Annotated in this window: 11 protein-coding genes and 1 riboswitch; of the genes, 5 read left to right on the top strand and 6 right to left on the bottom strand. The window is 73.8% G+C overall.

All coding sequences use genetic code 11. The annotated features are described in order from the left end of the window. Nucleotides 1-6 precede the first annotated feature (6 nt). The 3 genes from ABT345_RS15290 to cobN form a co-directional block, all read right to left on the bottom strand. Nucleotides 7-540: a GNAT family N-acetyltransferase gene (locus ABT345_RS15290; RefSeq protein ID WP_345088934.1), complete on the bottom strand. Its 534-nt coding sequence runs from the start codon at nucleotides 538-540 to the stop codon at nucleotides 7-9. Between the two features lie 65 nt (nucleotides 541-605). Next, a complete protein-coding gene (locus tag ABT345_RS15295) occupies nucleotides 606-1,079 on the bottom strand; it encodes a hypothetical protein (RefSeq protein WP_345088937.1) in 474 nt (157 codons plus the stop codon). 340 nt (nucleotides 1,080-1,419) lie between these two features. Further along, nucleotides 1,420-5,028: a cobaltochelatase subunit CobN gene (gene cobN, locus ABT345_RS15300; RefSeq protein ID WP_345088940.1), complete on the bottom strand. Its 3,609-nt coding sequence runs from the start codon at nucleotides 5,026-5,028 to the stop codon at nucleotides 1,420-1,422. A 57-nt stretch (nucleotides 5,029-5,085) separates the two neighbouring features. After that, a riboswitch (cobalamin riboswitch) is annotated at nucleotides 5,086-5,158 on the bottom strand. A gap of 561 nt (nucleotides 5,159-5,719) precedes the next feature. Here cobN and cobG point away from each other — a divergent pair. The 4 genes from cobG to ABT345_RS15320 all read left to right on the top strand — a co-directional run bounded on the left by cobG (nucleotide 5,720) and on the right by ABT345_RS15320 (nucleotide 12,272). Continuing rightward, nucleotides 5,720-7,186, top strand: coding sequence for a precorrin-3B synthase (gene cobG / locus ABT345_RS15305; protein ID WP_345088943.1), 1,467 nt, complete (start codon nucleotides 5,720-5,722; stop codon nucleotides 7,184-7,186). 122 nt (nucleotides 7,187-7,308) lie between these two features. Continuing rightward, nucleotides 7,309-7,935: a precorrin-8X methylmutase gene (locus tag ABT345_RS15310; protein ID WP_345088946.1), complete on the top strand. Its 627-nt coding sequence runs from the start codon at nucleotides 7,309-7,311 to the stop codon at nucleotides 7,933-7,935. Further along, entirely contained in the window at nucleotides 7,932-9,611 is a 1,680-nt protein-coding gene (locus ABT345_RS15315; RefSeq protein ID WP_345088949.1) for a precorrin-2 C(20)-methyltransferase, read from the top strand. Before ABT345_RS15310 ends, ABT345_RS15315 begins: the two co-directional genes overlap by 4 nt. Nucleotides 9,612-11,612: 2,001 nt before the next feature. Beyond that, nucleotides 11,613-12,272: a hypothetical protein gene (locus tag ABT345_RS15320; protein WP_345088951.1), complete on the top strand. Its 660-nt coding sequence runs from the start codon at nucleotides 11,613-11,615 to the stop codon at nucleotides 12,270-12,272. A gap of 18 nt (nucleotides 12,273-12,290) precedes the next feature. On the opposite strand, the gene ABT345_RS15325 is transcribed toward ABT345_RS15320, so the two are convergent. Next, nucleotides 12,291-13,058 carry a cobalt-precorrin-6A reductase gene (locus ABT345_RS15325; protein ID WP_345088954.1) on the bottom strand — a complete coding sequence of 256 codons (768 nt, stop codon included), beginning with the start codon at nucleotides 13,056-13,058 and terminating at the stop codon, nucleotides 12,291-12,293. A gap of 133 nt (nucleotides 13,059-13,191) precedes the next feature. Beyond that, on the bottom strand, nucleotides 13,192-13,668 hold the full coding sequence (locus tag ABT345_RS15330; RefSeq protein WP_345088957.1) for a hypothetical protein: 477 nt from the start codon (nucleotides 13,666-13,668) through the stop codon (nucleotides 13,192-13,194). A 445-nt stretch (nucleotides 13,669-14,113) separates the two neighbouring features. On the opposite strand from ABT345_RS15330, the gene ABT345_RS15335 reads away from it, so the two are divergent. After that, complete coding sequence (locus ABT345_RS15335) at nucleotides 14,114-15,358, top strand: cobalt-precorrin-5B (C(1))-methyltransferase (RefSeq protein WP_345088960.1); 1,245 nt, start codon at nucleotides 14,114-14,116, stop codon at nucleotides 15,356-15,358. A 187-nt stretch (nucleotides 15,359-15,545) separates the two neighbouring features. Here the strand turns inward: ABT345_RS15335 and ABT345_RS15340 are convergent, their stop codons facing one another. Further along, nucleotides 15,546-17,408 carry a serine hydrolase gene (locus ABT345_RS15340; RefSeq protein ID WP_345088964.1) on the bottom strand — a complete coding sequence of 621 codons (1,863 nt, stop codon included), beginning with the start codon at nucleotides 17,406-17,408 and terminating at the stop codon, nucleotides 15,546-15,548. Between the last annotated feature and the right edge of the window lie 359 nt (nucleotides 17,409-17,767).

Here is a 17,767-nt window from a genome sequence, read left to right on the forward strand (position 1 = left end):
TCCGCGTCAACGCGGCATGCCCGCGGACCACACGCCGCACCACTGATCAGCCCCGTAAGCCTCGAACCGCCCTACCTCGGTGAACCCCAGTTTCGCCGCGAGGCGCAGGGAGACGGTGTTGGCGGTCTGGGTGGCGAGCACCACGGGCCGGCCGGGCAGCGCGCCGGTGCACCAGTCGAGGACCGCCCGGCACGCCTCCGCGGCGTACCCGTGTCCCCATGCCTCCGGCAGGAACAGGTAGCCGAGTTCGGCCCTCCCGGCGGCCTGGGGAAGGCGTCCCGACTCCTCGGTGAGCGTGATCTGGCCGATCATCGCTCCTTCGAGTTCGACGACGAAAAGACCAGGGCGCCGGGTGGGTGCCCCGGGAATCTCCCGTTCCAGCTCTTCGCGCGGCCGCGGGCCACCGAGGTAGGTGTGCACCTCCGGTGAGGCGAACAGGTCGATGAACGCCGTACGGTCCCGGTCCTCGGGCTCACGGAGTACGAGCCGCTCGGTGCGGATCGGGGCGGGTGGCCAGGAGACGCATCCGAATAAAGCCATGGCGGGCAACCTAACGCACCCCCACGGGGGCGTTCCGAAGAAGCCGCCCCCTGAGCCGGCAGCCGCTAGATCAGAGAGGCGACCGCGCACACGCCGGCGATGCAGGCGCCGATGATGCACAGGACCTTGCGGGTCAGACGTGCGCGAGGGCCGGGGGCGCACAGCTCGGCTCCAGGTGGTGGGGTGTTCCGCCACGGGAAGGTGCCGGTGGTGAAGTAGGGCACCGAGTAACCGGCCAACAGCAGTCCTGTGCCCGCGACCAGCCCTGTCATACCGATGTGCCCGCGTCCCTCGATCACCGTGAGCCCGATGACACGGCGGACCGGCACACGGGTACCGACCGGGAAGTCGGCGTCCACGGAGACCTCCTTCTCCAGAAGCGTTCCGTCCGCGGCGCGCAGCGGGCCGAAACAGTTCTGCCCGTGGGACCGTCCCCCCGTCTCCCGGCATTCCTTGACGGTCAACGTGCCCGGCGTCCCGACATATCCGAGCGACGCGGCGACGCCCACCAGTCCGAAGGCGGTGACGCCGAAGCCCACGGAGATAACCGCGCATGCGAACGCCCGGTTCCATGCGGCGAACCGTCGGCGCGGAGGCCGGGGTGCGGCCTGGGTGTGCGATGCCCGTGTGCGAGCCTGCATCGTGAGTCCTCGGAGGGGAAGGAGCGGCGGGTCTGCGGCCGGCCGGAGACAAGGCCGTCGAGACCGGCGCCCCCGCGGCCGAGAATGAACAGGAAGTCTCCCTGAACTCTCCCGTACGCGCACAGCCCGCCCCCCACCGTGGAGAGGACGGGCCGTAGCGGCAGAACCCACAGGAAGCCTTCCTGAACGCGCGTCTACCGCGGCCGGAACGCTCCCGCACCAGCAAGCCGGAAGCGGCTCACTCCTCCCCCTCCAACTCCCCCTCCGTCTCCAGGAACGCCTCGCGGAGGGCCGCCAGGGTCTCCGCGTCCGGCTTTTCCCACATGCCTCGCGACTCCGCCTCCAGGAGGCGTTCGGCGATGCCGTGGAGGGCCCAGGGGTTGGCCTCCTGGAGGAAGGCGCGGTTCTCGGGGTCGAGGACGTAGGTCTGGGCGAGCTTGTCGTACATCCAGTCGGCCACGACGCCGGTGGTCGCGTCGTAGCCGAAGAGGTAGTCGACGGTGGCGGCGAGTTCGAAGGCGCCCTTGTAGCCGTGGCGGCGCATCGCCTCGATCCAGCGCGGGTTGACGACGCGGGCGCGGAAGACGCGGGACGTCTCCTCGACGAGGGAGCGGGTGCGGATCGTCTCCGGGCGGGTGGAGTCGCCGATGTACGCCTCCGGGGCGGTGCCCTTCAGCGCCTTCACGGTGGCGACCATGCCGCCGTGGTACTGGAAGTAGTCGTCGGAGTCGGCGATGTCGTGTTCGCGGGTGTCGGTGTTCTTCGCGGCGACGGCGATGCGCTTGTACGCGGTCTCCATCTCGTCGCGCGCCGGGCGGCCCTCCAGACCGCGGCCGTACGCGTAGCCGCCCCAGACGGTGTAGACCTCGGCGAGGTCGGCGTCGGTGCGCCAGTCGCGGGAGTCGATGAGCTGGAGCAGGCCCGCGCCGTAGGTGCCGGGGCGGGAGCCGAAGATGCGGGTGGTGGCGCGGCGTTCGTCGCCGTGGGCGGCGAGGTCGGCCTGGGCGTGGGCGCGGATGTAGTTGTCGGCGGCGGGCTCGTCCAGCCCGGCGGCGAGCCGTACCGCATCGTCCAGCAGGCCGATGACGTGCGGGAACGCGTCGCGGAAGAAGCCGGAGATGCGGAGGGTGACGTCGATGCGGGGGCGGCCCAACTCCGCCAGGGGGATCGGCTCCAGGCCGGTGACGCGGCGGGAGGCGTCGTCCCAGACGGGGCGGACGCCGAGCAGCGCGAGGGCCTCGGCGACGTCGTCACCGGAGGTGCGCATGGCGCTGGTGCCCCAGAGGGAGAGGCCGACGGAGGTGGGCCACTCGCCGTTGTCGGAGCGGTAGCGCTCCAGGAGGGAGTCGGCGAGCGCCTGGCCGGTCTCCCAGGCGAGGCGGGACGGGACGGCCTTCGGGTCGACGGAGTAGAAGTTGCGGCCGGTCGGCAGGACGTTGACGAGGCCGCGCAGCGGCGAGCCGGACGGGCCCGCCGGCACGAAGCCGCCGTTCAGAGCGTGGACGGCGTGGTCGATCTCGGCGGTGGTGCCGGCCAGGCGCGGGACGACCTCGCGGGCGGCGAAGTCCAGGATCGCGGCGACCTCGTCCGGCTGTCCGGCGGCCACCTCGGCGACGGCGGACGGCGCCCAGCCGGCGTCCTCCATCGCCTGGACCAGCGCCCGGGCGCGCTCCTCCGCCGCGTCGGCCGTGGTGCGGGTCGCGGCGGACTCGTCCAGGCCCAGCGCCTCCCGCAGCCCGGGCAGCGCGGACGTACCGCCCCAGATCTGGCGGGCGCGGAGGATCGCGAGGACGAGGTTGACGCGCGCCTCGCCCTGCGGCGCGGCGCCCAGGACGTGCAGACCGTCGCGGATCTGCGCGTCCTTGACCTCGCAGAGCCAGCCGTCGACGTGGAGCAGGAAGTCGTCGAAGCCGTCGTCGTCGGGGCGGGCCTCAAGGCCCAGGTCGTGGTCGAGCCTGGCGGCCTGGATGAGGGTCCAGATCTGCGCGCGGATCGCCGGGAGCTTCGCCGGGTCCATGGCGCTGATCTGCGCGTATTCGTCGAGGAGCTGTTCCAGGCGGGCGATGTCGCCGTACGAGTCGGCGCGCGCCATCGGCGGGACGAGGTGGTCGACGAGGGTGGCGTGGACGCGGCGCTTGGCCTGGGTGCCCTCGCCGGGGTCGTTGACGAGGAACGGGTAGACGAGGGGGAGATCGCCGAGGGCGGCGTCGGGGCCGCAGGCGGCGGAGAGGCCCGCGTTCTTGCCGGGCAGCCACTCCAGGTTGCCGTGCTTGCCGAGGTGGATCATGGCGTCGGCGCCGAAGCCGCCGTCGTCGGCACCGGCGGCGATCCAGCGGTAGGCGGCCAGGTAGTGGTGGGACGGCGGCAGATCGGGGTCGTGGTAGATCGCGATCGGGTTCTCGCCGAAGCCGCGCGGCGGCTGGATGAGGATCAGCAGATTGCCGCGGCGCAGGGCGGCGAGGACGATGTCGCCCTCCGGGTTGCGGGAGCGGTCGAGGAACATCTCGCCGGGCGGCGGGCCCCAGTGCTGCTCGACGGAGTCGCGCAGCTCCTGCGGGAGCGTGGCGTACCAGCGCTTGTAGTCGGCGGCGGGGATGCGGACGGGGTTCTTGGCCAGCTGTTCCTCGGTCAGCCACTCCTGGTCGTGGCCGCCCGCCTCGATGAGGGCGTAGATCAGCTCGTCGCCGTCACCGGACGCGAGCCCGGGGACCTCCTCGTCGCCGAAGTCGTAGCCCTCGTCGCGCAGGCGGCGCAGGAGGGCGACGGCGGAGGCGGGGGTGTCGAGGCCGACGGCGTTGCCGATGCGGGAGTGCTTGGTGGGGTACGCGGAGAGGACCAGCGCCAGCTTCTTGTCCTTCGCCGGGATGTGGCGCAGGCGGGCGTGGCGGACGGCGATCCCGGCGACGCGGGCGGCGCGCTCGGGGTCGGCGGCGTACGTCGGCAGGCCGTCCTCGTCGATCTCCTTGAAGGAGAACGGGACGGTGATCAGGCGGCCGTCGAACTCGGGGACGGCGATCTGGGTGGCGGCGTCCAGCGGCGAGAGGCCCTCGTCGTTCTCCTCCCAGGCGGCGCGGTTGCCGGTCAGGCAGAGCGCCTGGAGGATCGGCACGTCCAGGGCGGCGAGCGCGCCGGCGTCCCAGGACTCGTCGTCGCCGCCGGCGGACGCCTCGGCGGGCTTGGTGCCGCCCGCGGCGAGCACGGTGGTGATGATGGCGTCGGCCGGGCGCAGCGCGTCGATCAGCTCCGGCTCGGGCGCGCGCAGCGAGGCGACGAACAGCGGCAGCGGGCGGCCGCCGGCCTCCTCGATCTTGGTGCACAGCGCGTCGACGAAGCCGGTGTTGCCGCTCATGTGGTGGGCGCGGTAGTAGAGCACCGGGACGAGCGGGCCGTCGATGTCCTTACGGGCCGCGGGCCGCTCCAGCTCGCCCCAGGTCGGCGCGGGCTGCGGCGGTTCGAAGCCGTGGCCGGTCAGCAGGACGGTGTCGGAGAGGAAGCGGGCGAGGCGGCCGAGGTTCTCGGGGCCGCCGTGCGCGAGGTAGGCGTGCGCCTCGGCGGCGGTGCCGACCGGGACGGTGGAGGCCTCCATCAGCTGGGCGTCCGGGGCCTGTTCGCCGGTGAGGACGACGACGGGGCGGTGCTGGTCCTCGGCGAGGAGGAGGTTCAGGCCCTCCTCCCAGGCGCGGATGCCGCCGAGGAGACGGACCACGACGAGGTCGACGCCGTCGAGCAGCGCGGGGAGTTCGGCGAGGTCGAGGCGGGCCGGGTTGGCCAGCCGGAACGGCACGGGGCCGCCGGCGGCGCGGGCGCTGAGGAGATCGGTGTCGGAGGTCGACAGCAGCAGAAGCATGCGAGCGCAGAGCCTTCCTCGGGGTATCCGCGCCCCGGGTGGTTCGTTGGACGGCGGGAGTTCCTGACTCACCCGGCAGCTGCCGGGCTCACAGTGGCGGGACCGCGCCGGATTCGCACCGGGCTTCCTCCCTGAGAGCCGCCCCGCGGTCGGGGAAGCCCTCGTCGCCGTCTCCGGCGTCGGCGGGCCGGACGACCCGCCGAAGTGAATGGTAAGGGCTGGTCGGGAGGGTGGGGAGAGGGGACCGGGATCGATGTGCGGGTTGCCCGTACGGGATGTGCGGGTTACCCGTACGGGGAACGGGGCGGAACGGGGCCCGGGGCGCCGTCCGGGGTTCCCCTACGGGGCGCTCGGGGGCGCGCGGGGCGTGGCCGGTCTTCGCGGGGCGTCTGCGGTGTCCGTAGGGGCGGGGCCGTCCGGTGGGGCGGCTTCTGCGGTGGGTGGTGCTGCGGTTCCTGCGGTGGGTGGGTGGCAGCTCCTGCGGCGGGTGGGCGGCCCGGCTCGCCGCCGCTGCCCCGGGTGGTGCGGGCCCCTGCGGAGTGCCCGTACGGGATCGGCTTCCGGGGCCGGGCGGGGTGCGGCGCGGGGGCCCGGCGGGGTGTCCGTACCGGGGCGCGGGGGTGTGGCGCAGCACCCGGGGCGGGGCCCGGGCCACCGTCGCCTCCCGTGGCGCGTCGGTATGCTCGCGGCCATGCCGCCCTCCCCCTCGAACCGGCCCCGCGGGGCCCAGCCGCCGCTGCGCGAGCGCGGTGACGCCTGCCCGGGAGCACTGCGGCTGCACGCGGCCGCGGACGGCGCGCTGGCCCGCGTACGGGTGCCCGCCGGAGAGTTGACCGCGCGTCAGGCCGGTGCGCTGACGGACGCGGCGGAGCGGTTCGGGGACGGGCAGCTCTCCCTCACCTCACGCGGCAACGTGGAGCTGCGCGGCCTCGGCGACGGCTGCGGCGGCGACCTGGCCGCACTGCTGGCCGACGCCGGACTGCTGCCCTCCGTACGCCATGAACGCGTCCGCAACCTCATCGCCTCACCGCTCGCCGGAATCGACGGCAACACCCCCGGTGACGTGCGGCGGTGGGCCCGTGAGCTGGACGGACTGCTCTGCGGTCCGGAGTGGACGACCCGGCTTTCGGGCCGCTTCCTCTTCGTCCTGGACGACGGCCGGGGCGATGTCGCGGGCCTCGGCGGCGATGTGACCTTGGTCGCAGAGGCGACGGGAGCGGGCGGCGCGGGAGCGGAGTCCGTGGATCCGGAAGCCGTCGAGCCGGGAGGCGCGGAACCGGAGGCCCTGGTGCCGGAGGGCTCGGCACCGGGAGCGTCCGCGCTGCTCTTCCTCGGCGGGCCCGGCGGCCCCGGTGACGGCCCCGGCCCGGCCCTGCGGATCGCCGGCGCCGATGCCGCCCGCGCCGCGCTGGCTGCCGCCCGTGCCTTCCTCGACGCCGTCGAGGCGAGCGGCAGCGGCGCCTGGCGGTTCCGGGAGCTGCCGGGGGGCGCGGCGCCGAGCGCGCGCGCCGTCGGCGAGCGGCTGCGCGCCGCCGGGATCCCCGCCGCGTACGTCCCGTCCGCCGACGTTCCGGCCCGGCCGGAGCGCGGCGCCCCCGCCCCGGCGCCCGGCCTCGTCGAAGGCCCGGACGGACGCCGTGCGCTCAGCGTTCCGGCGCCGCTGGGGCGGCTGACCGGCGCGCAGTGGCGCCTCCTGGCCCGCGCCGCGGCCGACGGGGACGGCACGCTCCGGCTGACCCCGTGGCGCGGCGTCCTCGTCCCCGGGCTGACCGCACCGACGGCCGCCGCCCGGCTGCGCGAGTGCGCGGACGCGGGCCTGGTCACCGACCCGGAATCGCCCTGGTACCGGCTCGGCGCCTGCACCGGGCGCCCCGGCTGCGCCAAGTCCCTGACCGACGTACGGGCCGACGCGTCCGCCGTGGCCGCGGCCCTCGGGCGGGCCACCGCGCTGCCGGTGCAGTGGTCCGGCTGCGCCCGCCGCTGCGGCCATCCGCACGGCGCCTGGATCGACGTCCTGGCGACCGACGGCGGATACGACGTGAGCGTGGTCCGGCCGGGGGCGCCACCGGAGCCGCTCGCGGCGGGCGCCACCGTGCGGCAGGTGGCGGACGCCGTCGCGCCCCGGGTGCCGCCGGCGCCCCTGGGCACCGCACCGTGACCGCCACCGGGCGACGCGCCGGGCACCGGCCCCGTTAGCGCGCACCCCACCCCGATTCCGCACCCCGATTCAGCATCCGTTCCCCCACCCCATCACCGACCCACCACACCACCGAGGGCACCGTGTTCGACTACGAGAAGGACGGGGCGGCGATCTACCGCCAGTCCTTTGCCACCATCCGCGCCGAGGCGGACCTCGCGGGGCTGCCCGCCGACGTCAGCCGGGTCGCGGTCCGGATGATCCACGCCTGCGGCATGGTCGACCTCGTCCGCGACCTCGCCTTCTCACCCGGCGTGGTGGCGAGCGCGCGCGCCGCGCTGCGCGCCGGTGCGCCGATCCTGTGCGACGCGAACATGGTCGCCAGCGGCGTCACCCGTAAGCGGCTGCCCGCGGACAACGAGGTGGTGTGCACGCTCGCCGACCCGTCGGTGCCGGCGCTCGCCGCCGAGCTGGGCACCACCCGCAGCGCCGCGGCGCTGGAGCTGTGGCGGGACAAGCTGGACGGCGCGGTCGTCGCCGTCGGCAACGCCCCGACCGCCCTCTTCCGCCTCCTGGAAATGATCGAGGAGGGCGCGCCGCGGCCCGCCGCGGTGCTCGGCATACCCGTCGGCTTCATCGGCGCCGCGGAGTCCAAGGAGGCGCTGGCAGCGCACCCGTCGGGCCTGGAGCACCTGGTGGTGCGCGGGCGCCGCGGCGGCAGCGCCATGGCCGCGGCCGCCGTCAACGCCCTGGCGAGCGAGGAGGAATGAGCGTGCCCGAGCAGCAGTCCGCCGCCCGCATCCCCGGCCGCCTCTACGGTGTCGGGCTCGGCCCCGGCGACCCGTCCCTGATGACCGTGCGGGCCGTCGAGGTCATCGCCGAGGCCGATGTCGTGGCGTACCACAGCGCCCGCCACGGCCGGTCCATCGCCCGCGCCATCGCCGCCAAGCACCTGCGCGCCGACCACATCGAGGAGGCGCTGGTCTACCCGGTCACCACCGAGTCGACCGACCACCCCGGCGGCTACCGGGGCGCGCTCGACGACTTCTACGAGGAGGCCGCGGCCCGGCTCGCCGCGCACCTCGACGCGGGCCGCACCGTCGCCGTGATCTCCGAGGGCGACCCGCTCTTCTACGGCTCGTACCAGCACATGCACAAGCGCCTCGCGCACCGTTACCCGACCGAGGTCGTCCCCGGCGTGACCTCGATCAACGCGGCCGCCGCCCGGCTGGGCAGGCCCCTGGTGGAGGCCGACGAGGTGCTGACGGTGCTGCCCGGCACGCTCCCCGAGGAGGAGCTGACGGCGCGACTGGCGGCCACCGACTCCGCCGTCGTCATGAAGCTGGGCCGTACCTTCCCCGCCGTCCGCCGGGCCATGGAACGCGCGGGCCGGCTGCCGGAGGCGTGCTACGTCGAGCGCGCCACGATGGCGGGCGAGCGGACCGGGGCGCTGGCGGACGTCGAGGCCGGTTCCGTGCCGTACTTCGCGGTGGCGGTGGTGCCGAGCCGGGTCGCCGAACGGGATGTCCCCGAGAGCGCGTCCGGGGCGCGCGGGCAGGCGGCGCACGCCCCCGAGGACGTGCCCGAGAACGTGTCCGGGAACGTGTCCGGGAGCGCCCCCGAGGAGGCGTCAGGGGCGCCCGTCGAGACGGCGCACGCCCCCGACGCCGCGGCCGGTGACGCGCCCGGGGCCGTCTCCGGCGAGGTGGTCGTCGTCGGCACCGGACCGGCCGGACCGCTGTGGCTGACGCCGGAGTCGCGGGGCGCGCTGGCCGCCGCCGACGACCTCGTCGGCTACACCACCTACCTGGACCGGGTGCCGCACCGCCCCGGTCAGCTGCGGCACGGCTCCGACAACAAGGTCGAGTCCGAACGCGCCGAACTCGCCCTCGACCTGGCCCGCCGCGGCCGCCGGGTCGCGGTCGTCTCCGGCGGCGACCCGGGCGTCTTCGCGATGGCCACCGCCGTCCTGGAGGTCGCCGCCGAGGAGCGCTACCGGGCCGTGCCCGTACGGGTGCTGCCGGGTGTCACCGCCGCCAACGCCGCGGCGGCCAAGGCGGGCGCCCCGCTCGGCCACGACTACGCCGTCCTCTCCCTCTCCGACCGCCTCAAGCCCTGGGAGGTCATCGCCGAACGGCTGCGCGCCGCGGCCGCCGCCGACCTCGTCCTGGCGCTGTACAACCCGGGCTCCCGCAGCCGGACCTGGCAGGTCGGCAAGGCCCGTGACCTGCTGCTGGAACACCGTTCGCCGGACACCCCGGTCGTTCTGGGCCGCGATGTCGGCGGCCCGGAGGAGTCCGTCCGCACCGTCCGCCTCGCCGACCTCGACCCCGCCGAGGTCGACATGCGCACGATCTTGCTGATCGGCTCGTCGCAGACCCGGACGGCGCCGCGCGCGGACGGCACCCCCTCCGTGTGGACGCCGCGCCGCTACCCGGAGGGGTGAGTCCGGGTCCGGATCCGGGAGGTTTCGGGGTCGGGTGAGGGTGAACGCGGCGGGGGACGGGGGACGTTACGGACGAACGGCATCGCGGGGCGGCGCCCGGCGGCCCCCGGACACCCGTACGGGACTGCTCCCTTCGGGACGCTCCCCGCGAGGCCGGTCCGCCAAATTGACCGAACTGTCGGCTGTTGTCCACGGGCGGGTGGCACATTGTTGCTGTGCGCGCCCCACCCCGGAGCGGAGGTCATCGCCTCCGCCCCGGGGAAACCCCGCCCACGATGGGCGAACGGCGGGGTGTGCCCTTGCCATCACGGCGCAGAACAGATGAAGTCGGAGAACCATGACCAGGTCTCACTCATGAGCCGTCGCACACGGCGCCGCCGTACCCCGGCCACCCCCTGCCCGTCCTGCGGCGGCACCGACCTCCTCTGGGAGGACGAGGGCGTCTACGGCGGCGGCGAACTCCTGTGGTGGTGCGCCGACTGCCTCCACCAGTGGCATGCGAGCGACTACCCGCAGGCCGGGACGCCCGCGCCGGGCTCCGGCACGCCGCCCCCCGCCGGCCCGCCCCCGGGCACCGCACACGGCACGCCGGTGCCCGAGCAGGTCCCCCGGGCGTACGGGACGGCGCCGGTGATGGGGGCGCTCCCCGCTCCGGGTGCGCCGGGCGACGCCCCGTACACACCCGACCGGCCAACTGTCCCCGGTCAGGCGCCGGTTACGGATACCCCGGGCGTCGTCCATCCGTACGCTACGGGCCCGACTCCGCCGAACCCGTACGGGGAACCGCCCGCCGCCGTTCCGGGCCGGCCTCCGGCTCCGGCTCCGGCTCCGGGTACGCAGGGGGCTCACCCCTACGGGGAGGCCGGGGCCGGGGCGATCCCGAACCCGTACGCGGACGGGCCGGGCCAGGTACCGGGTGCGGGGTCGATTCCGGGGCCGGGTGTGGCTCCGGATGTGGCATCGGTTCCTGGGCCAGGCACAGCGCCGGACGTGGCCTCGGTTCCTGGGCCGAGCGCGCCCTCGGTGTCGGGGACGGGTGGGATCTCGGTGTCAGTGACGGGTGCGGCCTCGGTGTCGGGGACGGGTGCGGTTCCGGGGCAGGGTTCGGGTTCGGGCCCTGGGCAAGGGCAGGGACAGGGGCAGGGTTCGGCTCCGGGGCAGGGCTTGGGCCCGGGGCCGGGGCAGGGCATGGGGCCGGGGCCAGGCTTTGGCCCGGTAGCCGTGCAGGTCGCGGCGTCGGAGGCCGTTCCGGCGCAGGCCGTCCCGTATCTCCCGTTGCCGGGACCGGCGCAGGAGGCGCCCGTTGCGGAATCGGCCGTCCCGGGGGCGCCGCAAGCCGCCGAGGCGGCCTCGGGGGCCGCGCCCGCGCCACGCCCGGCGCTCCCTCCGGCCGTCCCGGATCCCACGCCGGCGCCGGAACCCCTGGCACCCGCGGCGCCGGAAGCCGCGCTCTCCCCCGCGGTCCCGGCGCTCCCCGGGCCGACCACGTCCCCGGAGACGTCGGCCCCGCGCACCGCCGCAGGCCCGTACCTCGCCCCGCCGGACCCGTCCGCCCGCCTGACCACGGCCGACGCCCCGGCGCCGCCCCCCGCACTGCCGGAACAGCCCCGTCCCATCGCACCGCCCGGCCACCCCGACCCGGCCGACACCACCGGGCAGATGGACACCGGGCAGGTGGACCTCGGGAAAGCGGGCCGGCCCACCGGAGCCGCCCGCCCCGCAGGACCTGACGGCATCGCAGTGCCTGACCACCTCTCAGGGCTCATCCGCCCGGGAGGCGCCGGCCACCTCGAAGGCACCGACCGGCCCGCAGGCGCCGACCGGTACCCCGCAGCCGGGGAAGGAACCTCCGTAGACAGGGAGGGGACCACCGCGGACGCCGAACGAGCCGCCACAGGGGCAGAACAGACCGCGGCGACGGGCTTGCCGCAGACAGCAGACGCGGCGCAGGCCACAGCAGTCTTGCCGCAGACAGCAGGCACGGCGCAGACCGCAGCAGGCTTGCCGCAGACAGCAGGCACGGAACAGCCCACGGCCGTCGCGGCGCAGGCCGCGGCGGGCGCGGAGCGAACCGCCCTCCCCGCCCTCGCGCCCTCCCCGTACGGTCTTCCCACCCCGCTTCCCGCCCCGTCCGCGAACGGCAGCACCTCGCTGCCGCTGCCCCCGCTCGCGCCCGTACCGGCGGACGGCGGCGGGGCGCCCCTGCCGGCCGGCGACCCGTCGTTCGGCGCCCCGCAGGCCACCGCCGCCGCCCCGTTGCCCGCCCCCGCCGGGCCCGCAGCGCCGCACCCGGAAGCGCCAACCGGTCCGCCGCAGACCACCACCGCCGCCCCCGCGGCGCCGCGCCCGGAGGCGCCGACCGGTCCGCCGCAGGCCGCCGAGGCGCCCGCCGGGCCGCAGCCGCCGGCCGGGCAGCCGCCCGTCGCGCCCCCGGCAACGGCCCAACCGCCGATCGGCCAACCGGCGACCGTCGCCGAACGCACCATGCACGCCGCCGGATTCCTCCCCCTGATGCCCTGCCCCGGCGCGTACGAGCCCTGGCCGTGCCGCTGCACGCAGTGCGGCCGGGAGGTAACCCCGACCTACCGTCAGGTCCGCGACGAGGCGTTCGCCTGCGCCTGCCGCGGTACGCGACGGCGCCGCCCGGCCCGCAAACGCTGACCGGGGGCGGCGCGCCCGTCAGCCCAGCCGCTCCCGCAGCCATGCGACCGCCTCCGCCGGCCCCGGCACCGTCGCCACCCCGACGGGCGCCGGGGGACGGGACACCAGCACGACGGGCACCCCGGCCTCGCGCGCGGCGGTCAGCTTGGGGGCGGTGGCGGCGGCCCCGCTGTCCTTGGTGACGAGGACGTCGATCCGGTGCGCCGCGAGCAGGGCGCGTTCCCCGTCGAGGGTGAACGGGCCGCGGTCGAGCAGCGTCTCCATCCGCGGCGGACGGGGCCCCTCGGGCGCGTCCACGGACCGTACGAGGAACCAGAGCGTGTCGAGGTGCGCGAAACGGGCGAGGCCCATGCGGCCGGTGGTGAGGAACACCCGGCGCCCGAGCCCGGGCAGCGCGGCGGCCGCCTCGTCCAGCGACGCGACCCGATGCCATACGTCGCCGGCCTGCGGCACCCAGCCGGGCCGCCGCAAGGCCAGCAGCGGCACCCCGGCGGCAGCGGCGGCCCGCGCCGCGTTCGCGCTCATCGCCTCGGCGAACGGATGCGTGGCATCGACCAGCACATCCACCGCATGCTCCCGCACCCAGCCCACCAGCCCCGCAACCCCGCCGAACCCCCCGACCCGCACCTCCCCCACAGGCAACCGAGGCGCCGCCACCCGCCCGGCCAACGACGACGTGACCCGCACGCCGCCGCCCGCGACCAACTCCCCGGCCAGCTCACGGGCCTCGGCGGTGCCACCGAGGATGAGGACGTGGCGGGGGCCCGAAGCGGCGAGGTCGGTCATCGGTCGAGGGTCCTTCGGGGTGATCGTGTGGCCTTGAGATTCTTCGGCGCCGGAACGCCTTGGAAGGCTACGGGAGGGTCCGCGCGCCCGTAGCGGACGCCTTACCTGTTACCTGCGATCTCCGAGGCGGCCGTCACTTCGACCAGTAGGGGTCGCGGAGGTCGGGGGTGTAGTCCGGGGCACCGTTGGGCGCCTTGGGGAACGAATCCCCCTCTTCGCCGGCGATATCACCACTGGGGCCGGACGACACCGCACCCACCCCGACGCTGATATACACATCGCCGGAACCGCCGACGTCGATTTTCGCGATACAGCCATCCGAAGCCTCGCTCAGAAGCGATGGCCTGCCATCGTCCTGCTCCTTGACCTCAAAACCTTTCTCCTCCCAGCGACGTGAAACGATCTTGAGGAGTTTCTTTTTCTTCCCTTGCGATATCTGCGTGCGCAGATGACGCTGCCGACTCACGTCCATCTCGCCACTCGCATCATTGGTGAACGAATTCCTGCGCTCCGACATGTGCGCGGGACCGTCACGCCACCGAAGGCGGGGGCTGACGTCCGCCAACGTGTCATCCAGCACGACATCAACCCGCTGAAGCGCCTTTTCCACAGTGGGATAAGAAGCATCTCCGCCACCCGTGACAAGTGAACAACCAGAAAAGGCTACGAAAGAAAGAGCCGAGGCCAGAGCCCCCCGCCAGACCTTACGAGAGAGCGTAAACCTCACCTCCCCACCTGGAGATATGCGGTCCATTATCTCGGCGCCCGGCATCACAACCCCCGATTCCCCGTTTCCGCACACTATGAGACAGCCGTTCACCCTAAGTGAGGGATGTAGGTGGCACCCTTGTGCGGCGTGATTCGGCCAGTGGCAGGCCGAAAGGGAGCGGCGGGCCCGTTCGGTGTCGGGCGTTCCGGGCGTACGGCGAGGGGCGGCTCGGTCGTGCGGCAAGGCGGACGTCGCCCGGGCCCGTGCCCGACCCGGCCGCGGCGGCGGACCGCCCGGCAGGGGAACATGGGCGGGCGGCTCTCGGTGCCGCGTACCGATGGGTCGGATGGCGAAAGGGCAGGTGGCGACGGTGGGTGCGTCCGGCGGGGATCCGGCGGGGCCGCAGGGCCGGGAGGCGTCGCAGGGCCGGGAGGCGTCGCAGCAGGCCGCGGCAGGCGGGCGCAGTGCTCAGCTCGCGCACACCGGGCTGCGGTCCGGGTGGACCACCGGGGCGTGCGCGACGGCGGCGGGTGCGGCGGCGTACACCGCGTTGCTGACCGGGGAGTTCCCGGACCCGGTGCGGATCGTGTTGCCCAAGGGGCACACGCCGTCGTTCGCGCTGGCCAAGGAGGAGTTGGCGGCGGACCGGTCGTGGGCGATGGCGGCGGTGGTGAAGGACGCGGGGGACGATCCGGATGTGACGCACGGGGCGCTGATCCGGGTGACGGTGCGGGAGCTGCCGGCCGGTTCAGGGGTGGTTTTCCGGGCGGGGCCCGGCGTCGGGACGGTCACCCGGCCGGGGCTGCCGCTGGACGTCGGCGAACCGGCGATCAACCCGGTGCCGCGGCAGCTGATCTCCGGGCATCTGGCCGAGGTGGCGGCGCGGCACGGCGGGCGCGGTGACGTCGAGGTCGAGGTGTCCGTCGATCACGGCGAGGAGATCGCGCGCAGCACCTGGAATCCGCGGCTGGGCATCCTCGGCGGGCTGTCGATCCTGGGGACGACCGGCGTGGTGGTGCCGTACTCCTGCTCGGCGTGGATCGACTCGATCCGGCGCGGGGTGGACGTGGCGCGCGCGGCGGGGCGGCGCCATGTGGCGGGCTGTACGGGGTCCACGTCGGAGAAGGTCGCGGTGGCGCTGCACGGGCTGCCCGAGGACGCGCTGCTGGACATGGGGGACTTCGCGGGCGCGGTGCTGAAGTACGTGCGGCGCCATCCGGTGGAGCGGCTGACGATCTGCGGCGGGTTCGCGAAGCTGTCGAAACTGGCGGCCGGGCACCTCGATCTGCATTCGGCGCGGTCGCAGGTGGACAAGGGGTTCCTCGCGGAGCTGGCCCGGCGCGGCGGTGCGGACGAGGCGCTGGCCACCGAGGTCGCGGGCGCCAACACCGGGCTCGGGGCGCTCCAGTTGTGCGCCGCCGCCGGAGTGCCGCTGGGCGATCTGGTGGCCGCCGCGGCCCGGGACGAGGCGCTGGCGGTGCTGCGGGGCGCGCCCGTCACCGTTGACGTGGTGTGCATCGACCGGGCCGGGCTGGTCGTGGGGCGGTCGGCGGCGCTTGGGCCGGGGCTTACGGGGGAGCCGGGGGCGTAGCGGCACGGTGGGCCGGGCGGTGGCGGTGTCCTCCACCGGCGCCCGGCCGGCGGGCTGCGCCCGGGGCGGCGTGCGGCGCGGCCGGAACAGGCCTCAGCCGGAACAGGTCGTCCGGCCGGAAAAGGCCGCTCGGCCAGACCAGATCGCTCGGCCGGAAAAGGCCGTTCCGCTAGAACGGACCGTTGCGCTAGAACAGGTCGTTCGCCGGCCAGTCGGTGATGTGGCGCACCACCGTCCACATGAGGTTGTCGAGATCGGTACGGATCGCGTCCAGATGTGCGTCGTCCCGGGAATTGGCGAGGACCGCCCAGCACTGATGGCCGCTGGTACGGACGAGAATCGAGGTGTTCCCGGGAAGGTCTCCGTCGTGCCAGCGGTTTCCCGCGGTATTGGTGATCCATCCCTTGGCGTATCCGGTCGGGTCGCCGGTGGGGGTGCGGGCGGTGGTCGGCGTGGACATCGTCGCGATGGATGCGGCCGACAGAATGTCCGGCTTATCGGTGAAGCCGTCCACCCGTACGAGGAATCGCAGCAATTCCGTCGGCGTGGCCAGCCAGCCGCCGTGTGAATCCATGCGCGAGACGCGGATGCCGTACGGGCTCACCGAACCCTGCTGGGTGTAGACGACCTCGTTGCTCCGCCGGTCGGCGAGGGTGTCACCGGCGATGTGCATATCGGTGATGCCGCAGGGCGTCAGGACGAGTTGGCGCACGGCGTTCTCGTAGAGCAGTCCGGTGATGGTCTCGATCACGCGCCCGAGCAGGCAGTATCCGAAGTTGAGGTATTCGAAGGTCGTGCCCGGGGTGTGGCTCAGCGGCGCGTTGAGGGCGCCCGTCGCGTCGTGGCCGAGCATCCAGTCGATCAGCTGACGTTGGGTCAGTCCGAGGTGGTCGAACATGGGGTCCTGCGAGCGCGCCCAGCCGCTGGTGTGCTCCAAGAGGTCCTGGATGCGGATGTGATCGATGTTGGTGCCGTAGGGCTGTGTCCCGTAGGTGGTGCCGAGGATGCCGCCGGTGCCGAAGACCCGGTCGTTCATGGTGAGGCGGCCCTGTTCGATCAGCCGGAAGATCGCGACGGCGGTGATCGGCTTGGAGACACTGGCGATACGGAAGAGATTTCCGGTGGTCACGGGGGCGTTGGTGGCCGGGTCGGCCACGCCGTACGCCCGGGCGAAGATCAGCCGTTCGGAGTCGGTCATGGCGAGGGAGAGACCCGGCACGCGGTGCGTGGTCATGAACGTGTTCGCCGTCTGCCGGATGAATTTCTCGTCGTCGTCGGAGAGATACGGTTTCTGCCAGATGCCGGCGTAAAACGTCTGGCCGCCCGCGGTATGGCCGTTGATTTTCTGGAGCCGGTAGCCGCGCGCGACGAGAGCGTCGAAGGCGGATTGGTAGTCGGCCGAGGAAAGGCCGTGCCGGGCCTGCCAGGTCACCGGGGCTCCTTTTACCCAGATCGCCGCATAGCGCGTGTCACCCGACACCTCGTATCCGTTGACGCGCCACAGGATGTATCCCTGCCCGGTCAGGCGGGTGAATTCCGTCTGGAATTCGGCGGAGGTCAGGCCGTGGCGTGCGACCCAGCCGGGAACGGGCGACTGGTCCCAGACCGCGGCGAACCGCACTTGACCGCCGTCGAGATAGCAGGAGAGGTCGACCGGCCGGAATCCCCGTGCCGTGTGCTCGTCGATCGCGGTTTGGTACTGCTCCGGTGTCATACCGTGCCGGGCTTCGAAAGCGGTACCCGGGATCTTCTGCCACAAGGAGGCGAAGCGTGGCCGGCCTCCTCTGTCGCAGCCGCTCACGGATATGGGGCGGTATCCCTGAGCCGGCAGCGTCTGGAAGAGATTGTTGTGGTCCTGGCTGGTCAGTCCGTGCCGGGCGACCCACGCCGGTCCCTGCGACTGTTCCCATACCGTGGCGTAGTGGTCCACGCCGTTGATGCTGTACCCATTGACGTCAAGAAGGCGGAAACCCTGACCCACGAGCGAATCGAATTCGGGCTGATATTGAGCGAGGGTCAGGTTGTGCCGTGCCTGCCATGCGGGATTCATGGTGTCGCCTCACCGTTCGGCGCACTTCATCATGCGGCGCACCGCTTCGCGCATTCAGGGAGCGGGCGCCGGAAAGCGCTCTGTGAGCGTAGAGCGATCCGCTGAACCGCTCCGCTGTCGCCATCCCGTGTCATGCCAGGCCGCGCCGTGGGCACTCGTCAACCGTTGACGGCCGGAAGGCGGAATACCAGGAAGGCGAGGGCGACGGCCAGCGGTCAGCTCCTGGTGGTCGGAACTTCTTCTGGGTCCTTGCGCAGTCACCCCCGGACATCCGAATAAGACATCCGAATGAGCGGCGCGCGACAGCTCTATGGGAACCGACAGCGGTAAAGCAATGCCGCGTGGGTCACTCATCACGC

The sequence above is a fragment of the Streptomyces sp. NPDC000404 genome (assembly GCF_040300365.1).
Classification (GTDB): Bacteria; Actinomycetota; Actinomycetes; order Streptomycetales; family Streptomycetaceae; genus Streptomyces; species Streptomyces ramulosus.

Coding starts and splice junctions, on each gene's coding strand:
- ABT345_RS15290 (WP_345088934.1), bottom strand. CDS start 540: ATGGCTTTATTCGGATGCGTCTCCTGGCCACCCGCCCCGATCCGCACC.
- cobN (WP_345088940.1), bottom strand. CDS start 5,028: ATGCTTCTGCTGCTGTCGACCTCCGACACCGATCTCCTCAGCGCCCGC.
- cobG (WP_345088943.1), top strand. CDS start 5,720: ATGCCGCCCTCCCCCTCGAACCGGCCCCGCGGGGCCCAGCCGCCGCTG.
- ABT345_RS15315 (WP_345088949.1), top strand. CDS start 7,932: ATGAGCGTGCCCGAGCAGCAGTCCGCCGCCCGCATCCCCGGCCGCCTC.
- ABT345_RS15325 (WP_345088954.1), bottom strand. CDS start 13,058: ATGACCGACCTCGCCGCTTCGGGCCCCCGCCACGTCCTCATCCTCGGT.
- ABT345_RS15335 (WP_345088960.1), top strand. CDS start 14,114: ATGGCGAAAGGGCAGGTGGCGACGGTGGGTGCGTCCGGCGGGGATCCG.
- ABT345_RS15340 (WP_345088964.1), bottom strand. CDS start 17,408: ATGAATCCCGCATGGCAGGCACGGCACAACCTGACCCTCGCTCAATAT.